Origin of the sequence: Polaribacter sp. Hel1_33_96 (genome assembly GCF_002846595.1) — a bacterium.
In the GTDB taxonomy this organism is placed as follows: Bacteria; Bacteroidota; Bacteroidia; order Flavobacteriales; family Flavobacteriaceae; genus Polaribacter.
On the sequence record NZ_PJMV01000001.1, the window covers coordinates 687,170 to 704,183 of the forward strand.

Below are 17,014 nucleotides of genomic sequence, written 5' to 3' on the forward strand. Positions count from 1 at the left end.
TTATGGGTATTGTATCAAAAATAAAGTCAAACCCAAAGCTAAAAGCATTTGTGCTTTGGAGTATTGCACCAAACCGAAATCCACGCCCAAGGCTTTGGGTTAGGTGGTTCTTAAACCCTATAAAACACAAAAAGGGAAAAGGTGCTAAAATTCGTAGAAGAAGCAGAATTGACGTTTTTCCTTGGAATAGATTTGAGATTGGAGACTTAACAACAATTGAAGACTTCTGCACTGTAAATAACGGTTCTGGCGATGTGTTAATGGGGGATCGTGTTCGCGTAGGTATCGGTTCTGTGGTTATTGGCCCGGTGACTATGGGCAGTGGCTCAGGGCTTGGACAACATGTCTTTGTTTCTGGTTTTAATCATGGGTTTTCAGATGGAACAAAAAACTCTAGTCAACAACCCTTACAGGTAAAACCAACAGTCATAGAAGAAGATTCTCATATTGGTGCCAATTCCGTTATTTTGGCAGGTGTTACAATAGGTAAGCGCTGTCAAATTGGAGCCGGAAGCGTCGTTACAAAGGACATTCCGCCCTTTTCAGTGGCAGTAGGAAATCCAGCAAAGGTTATTAAACAATTCAACCCCGAAACTAAAACTTGGGAAAAAAGATCATAATTATGGATACATTAAAAATTTTATTTTGGACATTTCTCTTTATCATAGTTTATACCTATGTGGGCTATGGTATTTTATTATATGTAATTATAAAAATTAGGAGATTTTTTAAAATTGGCAAGACCGTCGAAGTCGATCATTCTTATGAACCAGAAGTCACCTTATTTATTGCGGCTTATAATGAAAAAGATTATGTAGATGCAAAAATGGAAAACACCTTATCGCTAGATTATCCTAAAGACAAATTAAATATTGTTTGGGTTACAGATGGGTCAGATGATGGCACGCCAGATTTGTTAAAAGATTTTCCGAACACAACCGTGCATCATTTAGACGAAAGAAATGGGAAAATTGGGGCTATGAATCGAGGAATGGATTTTGTTAAAACACCAATTGTCATATTTAGTGACGCCAATACAAATTTAGGAAAAGAATCTATTCGACGCATCGTTAACCTATTTAGTAATCCTACGGTTGGGTGTGTTTCTGGGGAAAAAAGAATTATTGAGAAAGAAAGTGACGTAGCATCAGGAGCAGGTGAAGGCATTTACTGGAAATATGAATCTACTTTGAAAAAATGGGATGCAGAACTCTACTCTGTAGTAGGTGCTGCAGGAGAACTATTTGCCATAAGAACTGAGCTCTATCGTCATGTTGAAAAAGACACCTTACTAGATGATTTTATTATCTCATTAAGAGTCGCTCAAGACGGGTATACCATTCAGTACGATCCAGAAGCCTATGCTATTGAAACAGCATCGGCAAATGTAAAAGAAGAATTAAAACGAAAAATTAGAATTTCTGCAGGTGGTATTCAATCTATTGTAAGATTACGGTCGTTACTCAATATTTTTAAATACGGAACCTTATCATTTCAATACATTTCGCACCGTGTGTTACGTTGGAGTTTAACGCCCTTATGTCTTTTACTTTTAATTCCAGTTTCATTTGTATTAGCGTATAATGAAGGGCTTCTAGATTTCGGCCTCTATTCTATATTGTTTTGGTTACAAATGCTTTTTTATGTTGCAGCATTAACAGGCTGGTTTCTTGAAAACAAATCAATAAAAGTAAAAGTATTATTCGTTCCGTATTACTTCTTTATCATGAATTTATCGGTGGTTTTAGGATTTTTCCGTTACATGAAAAAGTCGCAATCTGTTAATTGGGAACGTGCAAAAAGAGCAGTTTAATATTTTTTTAAAAGCTTACAGTTCCGTTTTTAGGAAAACAATTCCGATATTCGGAATATCAATTAATTAATATTGATTTTAATTAATTGATATTTAACACTTTATTTCAATTGTGTTTTTGGCATAACTTTGGTCTTGTTTAGGATAGCATTAAATGTCCAAGTACAAAAAGGGTATTTATCACTAAAGACTGCATAGATGAATAGAAGAAAAGCTCTCGGAGGTATTTTAGGTTTTACAGGAGTTGGGTTGGCTTCCTTTGGAGGTTACAAATATTTTTTAGGAGACTTAAATAAAAATAAAGAAGAAATAAAAGTTTATTTCGATGTGATTTCAGAATTGATTGATGTCATTATACCTACTACTGCCGCTTCTCCAGGTGCAAAGTCAGCAGGTGTGCAGGATTATATAATCTATTATATGGAAGATTGCTCCTCCAAAAAAGAATATCATAATTTTTTAAATGGATTGAAGGATTTGCAAGAGCATTGTTTGGATGCCTACGGGCGTAATTTTGAAAACTGTACGATAGATCAAAAAATAGAACAAGTAGAAAACTTAGACAACAACTCAAGCTCGAACAGCCTATTTACAAAAATTCGTAACAAGCTACTTGGTCGTTCTTTTTTTAATATTATAAAAACGTTAACTATAGAAGGTTATTGCACTTCTTCGATTGGAGCTACAAAACACCTAACATACTTGCCCGTTCCTGGCAGGTATAAGGCTATTACAGAGTTAAGTCCTAATCAGAAATCCTGGGCAACAAAATAAACTAAACAATGACAAATCAAAAACAAGAAAATACTTTTGATGCTATAGTTGTAGGTTCGGGTATAAGTGGTGGTTGGGCCGCAAAAGAACTGACTCAAGGAGGCCTAAAAACATTGGTATTAGAAAGAGGTCGAAATGTAACGCATATTGTCGATTATCCCACAGCTTGGAAAAATCCATGGGATTTTAAATATAGATCCCATTTAACGAATAAAGAATTAGAGGAAAGACCAATACAAAGCAGTCATTGTGATGCTGGGAACAAACATTTTTTCGTCAAGGACAGTGAACATCCTTATGTACAAGTTAAGCCTTATAAATGGATAAGAGGCTATCAGGTAGGAGGCCGTTCATTAACTTGGGGTCGACAAAGTTATCGCTTTTCTCAAATGGATTTTGAAGCAAATAAAAACGATGGACATGGGGTTGATTGGCCAATTAGATATAATGATTTAGCTAAATGGTACGATTATGTTGAGGATTATGTCGGAATTAGTGGAAGTTCTGAATCCCTTTCTCAGTTGCCGGATGGTGTTTTTTTGCCTCCAATACCTATGAATGCGATTGAACAACATTTAAAAGAAACGGTAATTAGGGAGTACTCAGATCGTGTTGTAATTAATGGTAGAGTTGCTAATTTAACGCAACCTAAAAAAGGCAGAGGACCATGTCAATATAGAAATTTATGCAGTAGAGGATGTCCTTTTGGAGGTTATTTTAGTAGTAATTCATCCACCTTACTAGATGCTCAAGAAACCGGTAATTTAACCATGAGAGCAGATTCTATTGTAAAAGAAGTTATTTATGATGACCTGCAAAAAAAGGCAATAGGCGTTGTAATAATTGATGCTATTACGAAAGAAGAGATTCGTTATTATGCGAAAGTAATTTTCCTAAATGCTTCAACAATTGCTACTACGGCCATTTTATTAAATTCTACTTCACCTTCTTTTCCAAATGGATTGGGAAATACTAGCGGACAATTGGGTCATAATTTAATGGATCATGTAGTGAATGAAGGTGCTTTTGGAACTTATGAAGGATTGAAAGATAAATATTACGAGGGGAAATCTCCTGGTACAATTTATATTCCAAGATTTCAAAATTTAAAGAATGAAACTAAAGACGTTGATTTTATAAGGGGATATGGTATTCAAGGAAAAGGACACAGAGAGAATTGGCAATCAAAAGCAACTTCAGGAATAGGGGTGGGCTTAAAAGAACAATTGGCAACACCTGGAGAATGGAAAATTTCTTTAGGTGGTCGTGGAGAAACATTACCTAATTATGATAACAAGATTTCTTTAGATAATGAAAATAAAGACCAGTGGGGTTTACCTCTTGTTAAGGTTGATTTTGAATATGGCCCTAATGAATTAGCGATGATGGAACATATGACTAAATCTAGTGAAGAAATGTTGAGAAAAGCTGGATTTAAAAATGTTGGAAGTTATAGAACAAGTCCTGCTCCCGGTTCAGCAGTTCATGAAATGGGAACGGCAAGAATGGGTAAAGACCCGAAAACATCAGTTTTAAATAAACACAATCAAATGCATGATGTTAAAAATGTATTTATAACAGACGGGAGTTGTATGACCTCTTCAGGAAGTCAAAACCCATCACTAACTTATATGGCAATAACCGCAAGAGCATGTCAGTTTGCTCTAAAACAATATTTTTCAAATTAATGATGAAGAGAATAAAACAGCTTGTGTTTGTTAGTGTCATTTTGTTAGTAATATTCATGATATCACTTTTTGTAATAAGAAGACCTTCCTACACAATTCAAACGAATGGAAAATTATACATTGTAAATAAGCTTAGTAGCAGTATTACCGTTTTTGATTTGTTTAAAGGTGAAAAGCTTGCAGAATTTCCAATCGAAGTGCTACCGCATGAGGCTACCGCATTAGATAATCATGAAAGGGTGGTCATTACAAACTATGGAGACCAGACTATTGTTGGTAAAAGTATATCGGTAATCAACACAAAAACTAATAAAATAGAGAAAATTATTGATCTTGAAGAGAGCATTAGACCGCATGGTATTGTTGCTTTTCCGAACTCTAATAATGTTGGGGTGGTCACTGATGGAGGTAATGATTTAGTAGTGGTGAATGTAGAAACTGGTATTGTTGAAAAAAGGATATCGACAGAACAAGTGGTGAGTCATTTACTGGTTCTTGACCCTCATAAACCAATAGCGTATGCGACTAATATTAATTCTGGTTCAGTAAGCGTTATTAACCTTTTAGAAGAAAGGGTAATTAAAATTATTCCTTGTGGAAAAGGAACGGAGGGTATTGATATTACACCCGATGGAAAGGAAGTTTGGGTAACGAATAATAAAAAAGAATCGATCTCTGTTATTAATACTGAGACCTACCAAATTACAGATGTTTTGGCTACTGGAGAAGAGCCTTTAAGACTTAAATTCTCTATTGATGGTAAGATTTGTATGGTTCCTAATTCTAGGGATGGAACTATTTCAGTGTATGATAGATATCTAAAAGAACAAATTAAAACAATAAGTATTCCAGGCAAAAAAAATCTTTTTGAAAAAGTACTCTACCATACGCCGCGTCCTGTTGGAATTTTGATGCATCCGAATGGATTGTATGCTTTTGTCGCGAATTCAAATGCAGATAAAATTGAAGTCATTGACATGAAAACGTTTACTTTAATTAGTACGATTGGAACAGGAAGGGTGCCAGATGGTTTGGCATTTGTAGAATAGAATTTTTAGACTACAAATTAAATTTTATACTTTAATTTTGGGTTAAAATTAATGAAATTTCATTAAAATAGTTAGATTAATTAGATATGCCTTTTATGAAATTTTAACTTAATTAAAATAGAAAAATGCTTTTCAATAAATTTAATTTTAACCAGTTTTAAAATATAATAATTAGACTCTTCGGATAATAATTCAGTTTTACAAAATAGTTTTAACTTCTTTCATCCTCACCTTTGTCTCATTAAACGATAGTTAAAGTGATATTATCTAATTTTAGTGATATAAGTTTTTGTCTAACGGTATATTTGTAGCTTTAATTAATGCAGTAATTGATCAGAACCGCATTAACAAGTTTGATTTATAAACCAGTTTAGTTCGAAAGATCATTGAATAAAATAAATATTTAATCACTATTCACATAATATTAAGACCCCAATATAATGGAAAATGCAATTAGGAATTTTTTTAATTTTAGTTTTACGGTACTATTACTTTATGGTTGTAATTTTTCCTCACCAGAAGAGATTAATGTAATAGATAAAATTGATGTTATAGATGAAACTTCAAATAAATTGAAGATACCCACCGGATTTGATTTTAGTACTCATCACGAGGTAACTATTAATATAATAGATAATTTAAACTATGCTAAATATGATGTTTACGCATATTCAGAGGAATTATATGATGCAGGAACTGAAACTTTTGAAAATGAATCTGGTGAAACAGTCACTGAAACTGTTTATAAATCAGATGTTTTAGATAAGTTAATTTTTTCAGGTGTACCTAGTAACGGAGTCTTAAAACAAACAATTAACTTACCTAAATTCTACAATAAAGTGTACATACGTAGAAGTGAACAACAAGGTTTTTCTTCATCAATTAAGGACATTGTCAATCAAGAAGTAAATTATAATTCTTCTGAAGGTAAAAGCGCTACAAAATCTAAATCAGCTAATAATGTAACTGATTATTTATATTGTGTAAACGGATCTGGACAATTATTTCAAGTAGATCCTTTATCTGGAGCGCTTACCGATTTGTCTAGTATGCCAATGGGTAGTTATACTTGTGCTATAGATCAAGAAAAGAAAGAATTGTATTCAATAGGAAGAAGTAGTCCCCATCCCTTAATGAAATATTCAATAATGAATAATACATGGGAAACTGTTGCAAATCTTGGAATAGGAGGCCCTAGATTAGATTTTAATGTAACTGATGGTTTATTATATTTCAGTAAAACGGATAAACTCTATACGTTTGATCCTTCCACAGGAGCCAATTTAAATACTTGGAATATTGTTGGACTTCATAATACGAGTGGAGGAGATTTAGCCTTTGCAGAAGATGGTACCCTATTTTTATGCTCATTTTCTGGTTTATATCGTTTAGAGTTAGATGGAAGTAATAACTATCAAAGTACTAGAATAAGTGCAGATAACCTGCCTTTTAAACCAACGTCTATGACTTTTGATTCTAACCAGGAGTTATGGTTAGCAGACAATTCTAGTAGTTCAGATTTAATTATAATGGATACTCAGACCGGTGGTTGGAAATACAATTATGGAGCAAATGCGGCTAATAATACAGACTTCGGTAGAGCTATAAACGATTTAACAACCTTTAGAGTATATGCTGATAATATAGATCAAACTGATACCGATGGAGATGGTATTTTAGATCAAGATGATGCATATCCTGAAGATCCAGAGGTAGCCTTTGAGTTTTTTACACCAAGTAAATACGGCAAAGGAACAATTGCTTTCGAGGATTTATGGCCATCAAAAGGAGATTATGATTTTAATGATGCAGCTTTAAGTTATCAAGCTATTGCATTTCTAAATGCTGAAAATTTAGCTGTTGGATTAGATTTTGTCTGTAATATTAAAGCAAATGGTGCTGGATATACAAATGGAATTGGATTTGAAATTGAAGGTTTAGCTCCAGCTCAAATCGAAAGTGTTACTGGCCCTGTTTTAACACAAAACTTTATCAATGTAAATGCAAATGGTACAGAGGCAAATCAAGATAATGCAGTTATTATTTTAGCAGATGATGTTGATAATATATTAACAGAAACTACTATTTCTATAAGGTTTACGCAGCCAATAAGCTCAGCTGACTTGGGTGTTGCACCTTTCAATCCATTTATTATAGTAAATAAAGAAAGAGAAAAAGAAATTCATTTACCCTATAAGAATATCACTAACTTAGGTGTTCAAAGTCTTGATTTTATTGGTGTAAATAAAGACTCTGATGGTAACTTTATTTCAGATAATGGATTTCCGTGGGCAATAAGTATTATTCATGATTTTAAAGTTCCAAAAGAGAAAGTGGCGATAACAGAAGCTTACAATTTTTTTAGTACTTGGGCTGAATCCGGAGGAGCTAATTTTTCAGATTGGTATAAAGATAATCCAGGACATAGAAATTTGGATAAAATAAACGATTAGAACTTTTGATATGTTTTCATTAAATCTAGTTTAGATTTCAAAAAAAAAAACAACTTAGTTCTTTTAAGTCGCTTTTTTAATACTTGCTTCACGATAAATTTTGTTAAGTGCAGCCTTACTTTAGTAATAAAAAAAAATCCATAAAAAAACCTCTTTATGAAAATAAAAAGGTTTTTAATTAATATTTAGAAGAGTGACATGGTAGTCAGATTTTTTAATCAACAGATTGCCTCACTGTTTGTCGTATTAAGGTTTTACTATTTAATTAGTTCGTAAGAACGTTTAATAAAGTTTGTTAACTCTTCTCCATGTAAAAGGTTTTGAGATAATTTTGCTAAATCAAAAGCCTGAGAGATTAAGTGTTTCTGTGCTGCTTCATCTTTATTATTTAAAATGTCAGAAACTAATGGACTGTTTGTATTTACAACCAAGTTGTACATGTCCGGGAAATTGCCCATTCCCATCATTCCTCCACCACCAGAAGCTTGCATTTCTTTCATTCTACGCATAAATTCTGGTACAGTAATCATAAATGGAGAAGAAGCAGAATCCATAGACTCTAATTGAACGGTGTAGGTTTTAGAATCTACAGCACCTTCAATAATCGGCTTTAAAGTTTCTTTTTCTTCATCAGATAATTTAGAAATTACGTTTTCGTCTTTTTTAATTAAATTATCAACATGATCAGAATCTATTCGAGTAAACTTCACTTTTCCGTCTCCACCTTCTAATTTCTGCATTAAGTGAGAAATAATTGGAGAATCTAAAATTAGCACTTCATACCCTTTTGCTGTTGCCTCTTGAATATAACTGTGTTGTGCCTCTTTATTAGAAGTATATAAAATAACTTGATTTCCGTCTTTATCCGTTTGAGTATCTTTTGTTTTTTCAATCAATTCATCAAACGTAAAATAAGCATTTGATACTGTTGGGTACAAAGCAAACTTCTTCGCTTTGTCAAAGAATTTATCTTCAGACAACATTCCGTATTCAATAATTACTTTAATATCATTCCATTTTGTTTCAAAATCTGCTCTGTCTTTTTTGAATAAAGAACTTAATTTATCAGCAACTTTTTTAGTAATGTAACCAGATATTTTCTTAACAGCTCCATCTGCTTGCAAACCTGAACGAGAAACGTTTAATGGAATGTCTGGAGAATCGATAACACCTTTTAACATTTGTAAAAAGTCTGGTACAATTCCTTCAACATTATCAGTTACATATACTTGGTTTTGATACAACTGAATCTTATCCTTTTGCATATCCATTGAAGGACTTAACTTAGGGAAGAATAAAATTCCTGTTAAGTTAAAAGGATAATCTACATTTAAATGAATGTGAAATAATGACTCTTCAAATTGCATTGGATACAATTCTCTGTAGAAATTATTGTAATCTTCATCGTTTAAATCTGCAGGAGCTTTTGTCCAAGCTGGTTCTGTGTTGTTGATGATCTTATCAACAGTAATTTGTTTATGCGGCTCAGTAGTTTCTTTACCTTCTGCATCTTTTGTAGTTGCTGGGGTAAATTCAGGATCGTTAATTTCTTTAGTTCCAAATTTAATTGGTACTTGATTAAAACGATTGTACTTAGATAATAAACCTTCAATTTTACCTTCTTCTAAAAATTCTAAAGAATCTTCTGCAATATGTAAAATGATTTCTGTTCCTCTGTCAGATTTGTCGTGTTCAACTAAAGTATATTCTGGAGAGCCATCACAATTCCAGTGAGCTGCTGGTTCATCTTTAAAAGACTTTGTAATTAAGTCAACTTTATCTGCAACCATAAAAGCTGAGTAAAAACCTAAACCAAAATGACCAATTACACCAGTTTCGTTTTTATCGTCTTTATATTTTTCTAAAAATTCTTCAGCTCCAGAAAATGCAATTTGGTTGATGTATTTTTCAACTTCATCTGCAGTCATTCCTAGTCCTTGATCTTTAATTGTTAGGGTTTTAGCTTCTTTATTTATGCTTATTTCAATCTTAGCATCACCTAATTCTGTTTTGGCTTCGCCTATAGAAATTAAGTGCTTTAATTTTGTAGTTGCGTCTGTTCCGTTAGAAATTAGTTCACGTAAAAAGATTTCGTGATCAGAATACAAGAATTTTTTAATCAGTGGAAAAATATTTTCTACTGATACATTGATATTTCCTTTTGCCATTTTATGATTATTTTGTTTGACTTTATTATTTATGAATTAATCTTAGTCAAAAAAAATACCAAACATTTTATTATGACAAGATGACATAAATTATTTTTACAACTGATTTTTTGCTATTTTTATAATCTAGCAATGTAGTTCTTGTTTTATGATAGATTTGGAGTATGATTATGTAATTGTAGGAAGTGGTTTTGGAGGTTCTGTGAGTGCGCTGCGTTTATCTGAAAAGGGGTATAAAGTTTTAGTCATCGAAAAAGGAAAATGGTTTGGAGCAGAAGATTTTCCAAAAACAAATTGGAATTTAAAAAAATGGATGTGGTTTCCTAAATTTGGTTTGCACGGTATTTTTAAAATGACATTTTTAAATCATGTTACTGTGCTCTCTGGAGTTGGAGTTGGTGGTGGTTCTCTAACATATGCAAACACTTTACCAATTCCTAAAGAAGATTTTTTTAAAACAGGTAGTTGGGCAAGTTTAAATTCTTGGCAAGAAATATTAAATCCTTTTTATAAAACAGCTTATAAAATGTTAGGTGCTGCAGTTAATCCAAAGTTGCATGACGCCGATATATTGATAAAAGAGATTGCAAAAGACTTGGGGAAAGAAAATGATTTTGAAGCCGCAAAAGTAGCGGTGTTTTTTGGGGAACCAGGCAAAACTGCTAAAGACCCTTATTTTAATGGAAAAGGCCCTGATAGAAAAGGATGCACACATTGTGGTGCATGTATGACTGGTTGTAGATATAATGCTAAAAATACATTAGATAAAAACTACTTGTATTTAGCACAAAAGTTAGGCGCTAAAATAATTGCAGAAAAAGAAGTTTTTAATGTTGAAGCTATAGATAGTAGTGATACTTCGAAAGGATACCATGTAAGTTATAAATCGAGTATTGGTAGAAAAAAGAAAGAAAGTGTTACTGCAAAAGGGATTATTTTTTCGGGAGGAGTTATGGGCACGATTCCTTTATTATTGAAGTTAAAAGAAACCTCCTTACCCAATTTATCAAACTTTGTTGGAAAAGATATTAGAACAAATAATGAATCTTTATTATCTATTACATCTGCAAAAGATGAGGATAAAGATTACTCCAAAGGAATCGCAATTGGTTCTATTTTACATACAGATAAGAATACTCATATAGAACCCGTTAGATATGCAAAAGGATCTGGTTTTTTTAAACTGATGACCATACCAACCGTGAAAGGGAAATACGGAATATTTAGAATTTTAGGAGTTTTAGGAGTTTTAATAACCAAACCTTTTTATATTTTAAAAACGTTTTTTACTAGTAAATATGCACAGAAAACTGCCGTTCTACTCTTTATGCAAACCCTAGATAGCACTCTGGAAATAAAAAGAGGTAGGTTTACAAAAATGAAAACAATTGCGAAGAATGGAGAAAAACCAAATGCTTTTATTCCTGAGGCAATTACTTTCGGGAAAAAAGTTGGAGAAAAAATAAAGGGAATTCCTTATTCAAGTTTTACAGATGTTCTATTAGGAACAACAACAACAGCTCATATTTTAGGAGGTTCTGTTATGGGACATGACATTGAATCTGGCGTAATAGATAAAGATTGTAATGTTTTTGGTTACAAAAACATGATGATTTGTGATGGTTCTATGATATCTGCAAATCCAGGAGTAAATCCTTCATTATCTATTACAGCAATATCGGAATATGCAATGAGTAAAATTCCTCATAAAGAATTAAATATCTCTTAACATTTCTGTTTTATGTTTATGATTTGCTACCACAATTAGCCATTTTGTAAACATGCAAATTTATCCCTATTTTAGCTTAATATAAATAAGAATTAAATAAAAACATCAACATATGTACAATTCTAAAATAACTGGCCTTGGTTATTATGTTCCAGATAATGTGGTTACCAATGATGATTTAAAGGAATTTATGGAAACATCGGACGAATGGATTCAAGAAAGAACCGGAATTAAAGAAAGACGTTGGATTGATCCTAAATCTGGAGATACCACAGCAGTTATGGGCGCAAAAGCATCTAGAATTGCTATCGAAAGAGCTGGCCTAACTAAAGATGATATCGATTTTATTGTGTTTGCAACTTTAAGTCCTGATATGTATTTTCCTGGAGGCGGTGTGCAAGTGCAAGATATGTTAGATATGCCCACTATAGGTGCTTTAGATGTGCGTAACCAATGCTCTGGTTTTATTTATGCCTTGTCTGTTGCCGACCAATTTATAAAAACAGGTATGTATAAAAATATTTTGGTAATTGGTTCTGAAAATCATTCTGGAGGTTTAGAAAAATCGACAAGAGGTAGAGGTGTTACTGTTATTTTTGGTGATGGAGCAGGAGCTGCAGTTTTATCTAGATGTGAAGAAAAAGGAAAAGGAATTTTATCTTCTCATTTACATTCTGAAGGAAAACATGCCAAAGAGCTCGTATTAGAGGGACCGTCAACACAACGATGGGTACCTGAAATTATAGAAAATAACGATCCTGATGATGTTTCTTATTATCCTCATATGAATGGACAGTTTGTTTTTAAACATGCTGTTACACGCTTTTCTGAAGCAATTGTAGAAGGTTTAGCTGCGAATAATTTAGGGAAAGAAGATATAGATATGTTAATTCCTCATCAAGCGAATTTACGTATTGCGCAATTCATTCAAAAGAAATTTAGCTTAACAGATGATAAGGTGCATAATAATATTATGAAATATGGTAATACAACGGCTGCATCGGTAATTATTGCTTTAACCGAGGCCTGGGAACAAGGCAAAATTAAAGAAAATGATTTGGTACTTTTAGCTGCTTTTGGAAGTGGATTTACCTGGGGTTCTGTAGTGATTCGTTGGTAATTTTCGAAATAATACAATCTAAAAAAAGTATCCATAAATTAGGGGTCTTTCAAACGGTTTTTTTTCGGGGGACCTTACAAAAAGATTTTAAATTATAGTGTAAGAACAGATATAAACACTTAATTTTAGCTTGTAGTCCCTAGAGAATTTGTGAAGGTAAAGTTGTATAATAAATTTAAAATATTGTTAAATTGTAAGCAAGATCAATTTTTTTGTTTAAAATTTCATTAGTTTAGCTAAACAAAAATATTAAATATGAAGTCAAATACTTACAAGCTTTTCCTATTTTTTGTACTATTCACAATGTGTTTAAATGCGCAAAAATTCAGTGGAAAGGCAACTTATATTTCGAAATCAAAAATGGAACTTGGTAATTGGGGAGCGAAATTAAGTGAAGCTCGGAAAAAACAAGTTGCAGCTCGTCTTAAAAATAGATTAGAAAAGACCTATGTGTTAAGTTTTAATAACCAAGAGTCTACTTTTTTAGAAGAAGAAAAAATAGATGCTATTTCTGGTGCCACAGATTCTTGGGGAGGTTATTTCTCAAGGGGAGACCATTATAAAAATATAAAAGAAAATAAAATAGTTCAAAGCCAAGAGTTCTATGGTAAACGGTTTTTGGTAAAAGATGCTTTATATCGTGTAGAATGGAGTATGGGAACCGAAACCAAAAAAATAGGACAGTATACTTGTTATAGAGCAAAAGCTCTTGTGCCATCGGCAGAATTAAGTTGGTATAACTTTTCTTGGAGCGATTTAAGACCTAAAACAAATAAAGATTCCGAGGATAAAGAAATAGAGGAAAAACTTACGGTGGTGGAAGCATGGTATACTCCTCAAATACCTGTTAGTCAAGGACCTGCTGAGTATTGGGGCTTACCAGGTTTAATTTTAGAGGTGAGTGTAGATAATACTACCTTGTTATGCACTGAGATTGTTATAAATCAAGAAGAAAACACTGATATAGAAGCTCCTAGTAAGGGAACAGAAATTACAAAAAGTGACTATACTATGACTGTTCGTGAGAAAATGGTTGAAATGAGAAATAATAGAATGGGAAGAAGAGGTTAATACCCTATTTTTTTAATAACAATTTTTGGTCTGGCTCAATAGCGTCATTCCTCTATTTGTTTTTTATAATACATTAATGAAGTGCTATTTATGGATAAAGAGCTTATTCTTCATTTAATACTTTTAGAGGAAAATAATTGGTCAAGAACCTAAATAGGTTTTAAAGTTTTTATTGGTCTTTAATATTTTTTATTCCGAAACAAAAATTCACAAACAAACAAGTCTTAATATGATGTTGCTATCATCAACATTCTTTAATTTATTTTGAATATATGAAAAATGTGACATTAGTTATTGGGGCATCTACGAATCCTAATAGATATTCTAACATTGCAATTAAAAGATTGGTAGATAAAGAATTACCAACTTTAGCTTTAGGGCTAAGAAAAGGAAAAGTTTTAAATGTTACTATTGAGGATAAAAAGCAAGATTATGATAATATAGGCACAGTTACTTTATATCTCAACCCTAAAAGACAAGAAGAATACTACGATTATATAATCAATCTAAATCCTAAAAGAGTAATTTTTAATCCTGGAACAGAAAACATGGAGTTTACAAAACTGTTGCAAGAAAATAATATTGAAGTTGAAATTGCATGCACTCTAGTTTTGTTATCTACAAATCAATACTAAAAAAGTTGCAAATTGAATTGGTTTAAAAATTTTTACACAAACAAAGTCTAGGTTATCAATTTTAATAACCCTTAAATTTTGAATATTTTTCCTGGCTCAGCTAAGTTGGTGTTTTCAAAAATCTCCTTCGCTTCTTTTTGAAATAAAGAAATATCTTTATATCTGCCGGAATAATGACCGATAATTAGTTGACCAACTTCAGCATCCTTAGCAATTTGAGCTGCTTGTTTAGAAGTTGCATGTTTTGTTTTTTTTGCTAAATCTTCTCTGTCAGATAAAAAAGTAGCTTCATGATATAATAAATCAACATTTTTAATAATAGGAATGATATCTGGTTTGTATTTAGTATCACTGCAAAAAGCAAAACTTAAGTTTTTATCTTGAGGTAATGTTAATTCAGAATTTGGTATCATTTCGCCAGAGGATAAAATAACATCTTTACCAGCTTTAATATTTAAGTAATCAGCTTTATCAATTTCTTCATAATTGCTGATGTTTTGCATGTGCAATTTTCTAGGTCTTTCTTTTTCGGTAAATAAATATCCATTCGTGTAGACTCTATGATTTAAAGGGATTGTTCTGACGGAGACTTTATCATCTTCAAAAATAAGCTCACTTTCTTTAGATGTTAATTCGTGAAAAATTAAAGGATATTGCGCATGAGATTGTGAAATTTTCAACTGTAAAAGAGTCACTTCTTTGATGCCTTTTGGTCCATAAATATGCAATTCTTTTTCTCTACTTAAAATGCCATAAGTAGATAGCAAACCAACTAAGCCAAAAAAGTGGTCTCCATGTAAATGAGAAATAAATATATGGTTAATTTTAGAAAACCCAACTTTATATTTTCTCATTTGACGCTGAGTACCTTCACCGCAATCAATTAAAAAATGACTGTTATTAATCTCTAAATACTGGGCAGTAGGAAATGCATTTACACGAGGAGTTGCGGAATGACAACCTAGAATTGTTAAGCTTAAACTCATTTAATTACGGAATTTAGAAATAATGATCTCTTTATTTTGCAGGTATATTCCAGTTCTTAAAAAATCCTTGAAAACGGTTACTTTCAAAATGTGTTTTACTGCAAAATTCATATTTGAATTGGTAATAAATTTACAAGTGATTTTGGTTGAATTATGAAACAGATTTGAAGCAATCGATATGTTTTCAATTGATTTTCCATTAGAAAAGCTATTTGAGAAAATTGTTAACGTAAAAACAGAAAGTAATTTTCTTATCATTTTTTAGAATCCTAATTCTCTTTCAATTGCTTCCATTTCTATAATATCTTCTGCTTCAACTAATGTAGGTACAATATTAAAATCTTCAGGAAAATCATCAATATTTATATCCTTGTAAACAATGACAAGTGATGTGCTATTTTCCTTTTTTTGTTTTGCAATACTTAGAAATAGTAAAAAATCTTCTTTAGTGATGTTAATATCATTAGATATTTGAACTATTAAATTTTCTTTGTCAAATTCTTTTTCTTTTTTTAGAAAAGAGGAATAAAATTTTGAAAACGAATTTTCATCCGAATAAATAAGTTTGTAGTTTTCTTTTTTTTCTATGAGCATCGATTTACCTTTTAATTTGCTGGGCCAACAAATAAATAACAGCCATTCTAACAGCCACACCATTTTCAACTTGATTTAAAATGATTGATTCATTTGAATCTGCAACATCACTTGTAATTTCAACACCTCTATTTATTGGTCCAGGATGCATGATTACAATTTTTTTGCCAAGGTTATCTAAAATATCTTTATTGATACCAAAAAGTTGTGTGTATTCTCTTGTTGAAGGAAAATATTTAATATCCATTCTTTCATGTTGCACCCTTAAAACATTGGCAACATCACACCATTCTAAAGCTTTTTTAAGATTAGTTTCTACTTCAACACCTAAGCTAGAAATATGTTTAGGGATTAATGTTGTTGGGCCACAAACTTTTACTTGTGCTCCCTGCAGTTGCAATGCAAATATGTTTGATAAAGCAACTCTTGAATGCAAGATATCACCTACAATAACAATTTTTTTTCCTTTTACAGAACCTAATCTTTCTCGTATAGAATAAGAATCTAATAAAGCTTGTGTAGGATGCTCGTGCGTGCCATCACCAGCATTTATAATTTTTGCATCTACATGTTTTGATAAAAAAACACCTGCGCCAACATTTCCATGTCTCATAACAACAATATCTACTTTCATAGATAAAATATTGTTAACAGTGTCTATTAAAGTTTCTCCCTTTTTTACTGAAGATTGTCCAGCGGAAAAATTAATTACATCCGCAGAAAGTCTTTTTTCAGCTAGTTCAAAAGAAAGTTTTGTTCTGGTACTGTTTTCGAAAAATAAATTAGCAATTGTTATATCTCTTAAAGAAGGAACCTTTTTTATAGGTCTGTTTATAACTTCTTTAAAATGATCTGCAGTTTTAAAAATAAGATCAATATCATTTGGATTCAGATATTTTATGCCTAATAAATGTTCTACACTTAATTTATCCAT

At 31.9% G+C, this 17,014-nt stretch carries 14 protein-coding genes; 10 read left to right on the plus strand and 4 right to left on the minus strand.

Annotation, left to right across the window (positions count from 1 at the left end):
* Window positions 1–2 precede the first annotated feature (2 nt).
* The 6 genes from ATE90_RS03160 to ATE90_RS03185 all read left to right on the plus strand — a co-directional run bounded on the left by ATE90_RS03160 (window position 3) and on the right by ATE90_RS03185 (window position 7,777).
* The gene (locus ATE90_RS03160; RefSeq protein WP_036783836.1) at window positions 3–620 is read left to right on the plus strand and encodes an acyltransferase; all 618 of its coding nucleotides are present in this window, start codon (window positions 3–5) and stop codon (window positions 618–620) included.
* Window positions 621–622: 2 nt separating this feature from the next.
* Complete coding sequence (locus tag ATE90_RS03165) at window positions 623–1,813, plus strand: glycosyltransferase family 2 protein (RefSeq protein ID WP_101451504.1); 1,191 nt, start codon at window positions 623–625, stop codon at window positions 1,811–1,813.
* A gap of 198 nt (window positions 1,814–2,011) precedes the next feature.
* Complete coding sequence (locus ATE90_RS03170) at window positions 2,012–2,587, plus strand: gluconate 2-dehydrogenase subunit 3 family protein (protein ID WP_036783840.1); 576 nt, start codon at window positions 2,012–2,014, stop codon at window positions 2,585–2,587.
* 8 nt (window positions 2,588–2,595) lie between these two features.
* Window positions 2,596–4,275: a GMC oxidoreductase gene (locus tag ATE90_RS03175; protein WP_101450789.1), complete on the plus strand. Its 1,680-nt coding sequence runs from the start codon at window positions 2,596–2,598 to the stop codon at window positions 4,273–4,275.
* Window positions 4,276–4,331: 56 nt separating this feature from the next.
* A complete protein-coding gene (locus ATE90_RS03180; protein ID WP_036783844.1) occupies window positions 4,332–5,324 on the plus strand; it encodes a beta-propeller fold lactonase family protein in 993 nt (330 codons plus the stop codon).
* Between the two features lie 440 nt (window positions 5,325–5,764).
* Window positions 5,765–7,777, plus strand: a complete 2,013-nt coding sequence (locus ATE90_RS03185) for an LruC domain-containing protein (RefSeq protein WP_052107490.1) — start codon at window positions 5,765–5,767, stop codon at window positions 7,775–7,777.
* Between the two features lie 257 nt (window positions 7,778–8,034).
* Here ATE90_RS03185 and htpG read toward each other — a convergent pair whose 3' ends face one another.
* Window positions 8,035–9,945 carry a molecular chaperone HtpG gene (htpG, locus tag ATE90_RS03190; RefSeq protein ID WP_036783847.1) on the minus strand — a complete coding sequence of 637 codons (1,911 nt, stop codon included), beginning with the start codon at window positions 9,943–9,945 and terminating at the stop codon, window positions 8,035–8,037.
* A gap of 148 nt (window positions 9,946–10,093) precedes the next feature.
* On the opposite strand from htpG, the gene ATE90_RS03195 reads away from it, so the two are divergent.
* The 4 genes from ATE90_RS03195 to ATE90_RS03210 all read left to right on the plus strand — a co-directional run bounded on the left by ATE90_RS03195 (window position 10,094) and on the right by ATE90_RS03210 (window position 14,500).
* Window positions 10,094–11,674, plus strand: a complete 1,581-nt coding sequence (locus ATE90_RS03195) for a GMC oxidoreductase (protein ID WP_254712293.1) — start codon at window positions 10,094–10,096, stop codon at window positions 11,672–11,674.
* 112 nt (window positions 11,675–11,786) lie between these two features.
* Window positions 11,787–12,794, plus strand: a complete 1,008-nt coding sequence (locus tag ATE90_RS03200) for a 3-oxoacyl-ACP synthase III family protein (RefSeq protein ID WP_036783851.1) — start codon at window positions 11,787–11,789, stop codon at window positions 12,792–12,794.
* Window positions 12,795–13,049: 255 nt separating this feature from the next.
* Window positions 13,050–13,865 (plus strand): GLPGLI family protein, encoded by an 816-nt coding sequence (locus ATE90_RS03205; RefSeq protein WP_101450791.1) that lies wholly within the window; start codon window positions 13,050–13,052, stop codon window positions 13,863–13,865.
* A 272-nt stretch (window positions 13,866–14,137) separates the two neighbouring features.
* Window positions 14,138–14,500, plus strand: a complete 363-nt coding sequence (locus ATE90_RS03210; RefSeq protein WP_036783857.1) for a CoA-binding protein — start codon at window positions 14,138–14,140, stop codon at window positions 14,498–14,500.
* Between the two features lie 71 nt (window positions 14,501–14,571).
* Here ATE90_RS03210 and ATE90_RS03215 read toward each other — a convergent pair whose 3' ends face one another.
* From ATE90_RS03215 to ATE90_RS03230, 3 genes are all read right to left on the minus strand, one after another.
* Window positions 14,572–15,486: a ribonuclease Z gene (locus ATE90_RS03215; RefSeq protein WP_036783860.1), complete on the minus strand. Its 915-nt coding sequence runs from the start codon at window positions 15,484–15,486 to the stop codon at window positions 14,572–14,574.
* Between the two features lie 261 nt (window positions 15,487–15,747).
* A complete protein-coding gene (locus ATE90_RS03225; RefSeq protein ID WP_036783866.1) occupies window positions 15,748–16,080 on the minus strand; it encodes a hypothetical protein in 333 nt (110 codons plus the stop codon).
* A gap of 4 nt (window positions 16,081–16,084) precedes the next feature.
* Entirely contained in the window at window positions 16,085–17,014 is a 930-nt protein-coding gene (locus ATE90_RS03230) for an aspartate carbamoyltransferase catalytic subunit (RefSeq protein ID WP_036783869.1), read from the minus strand.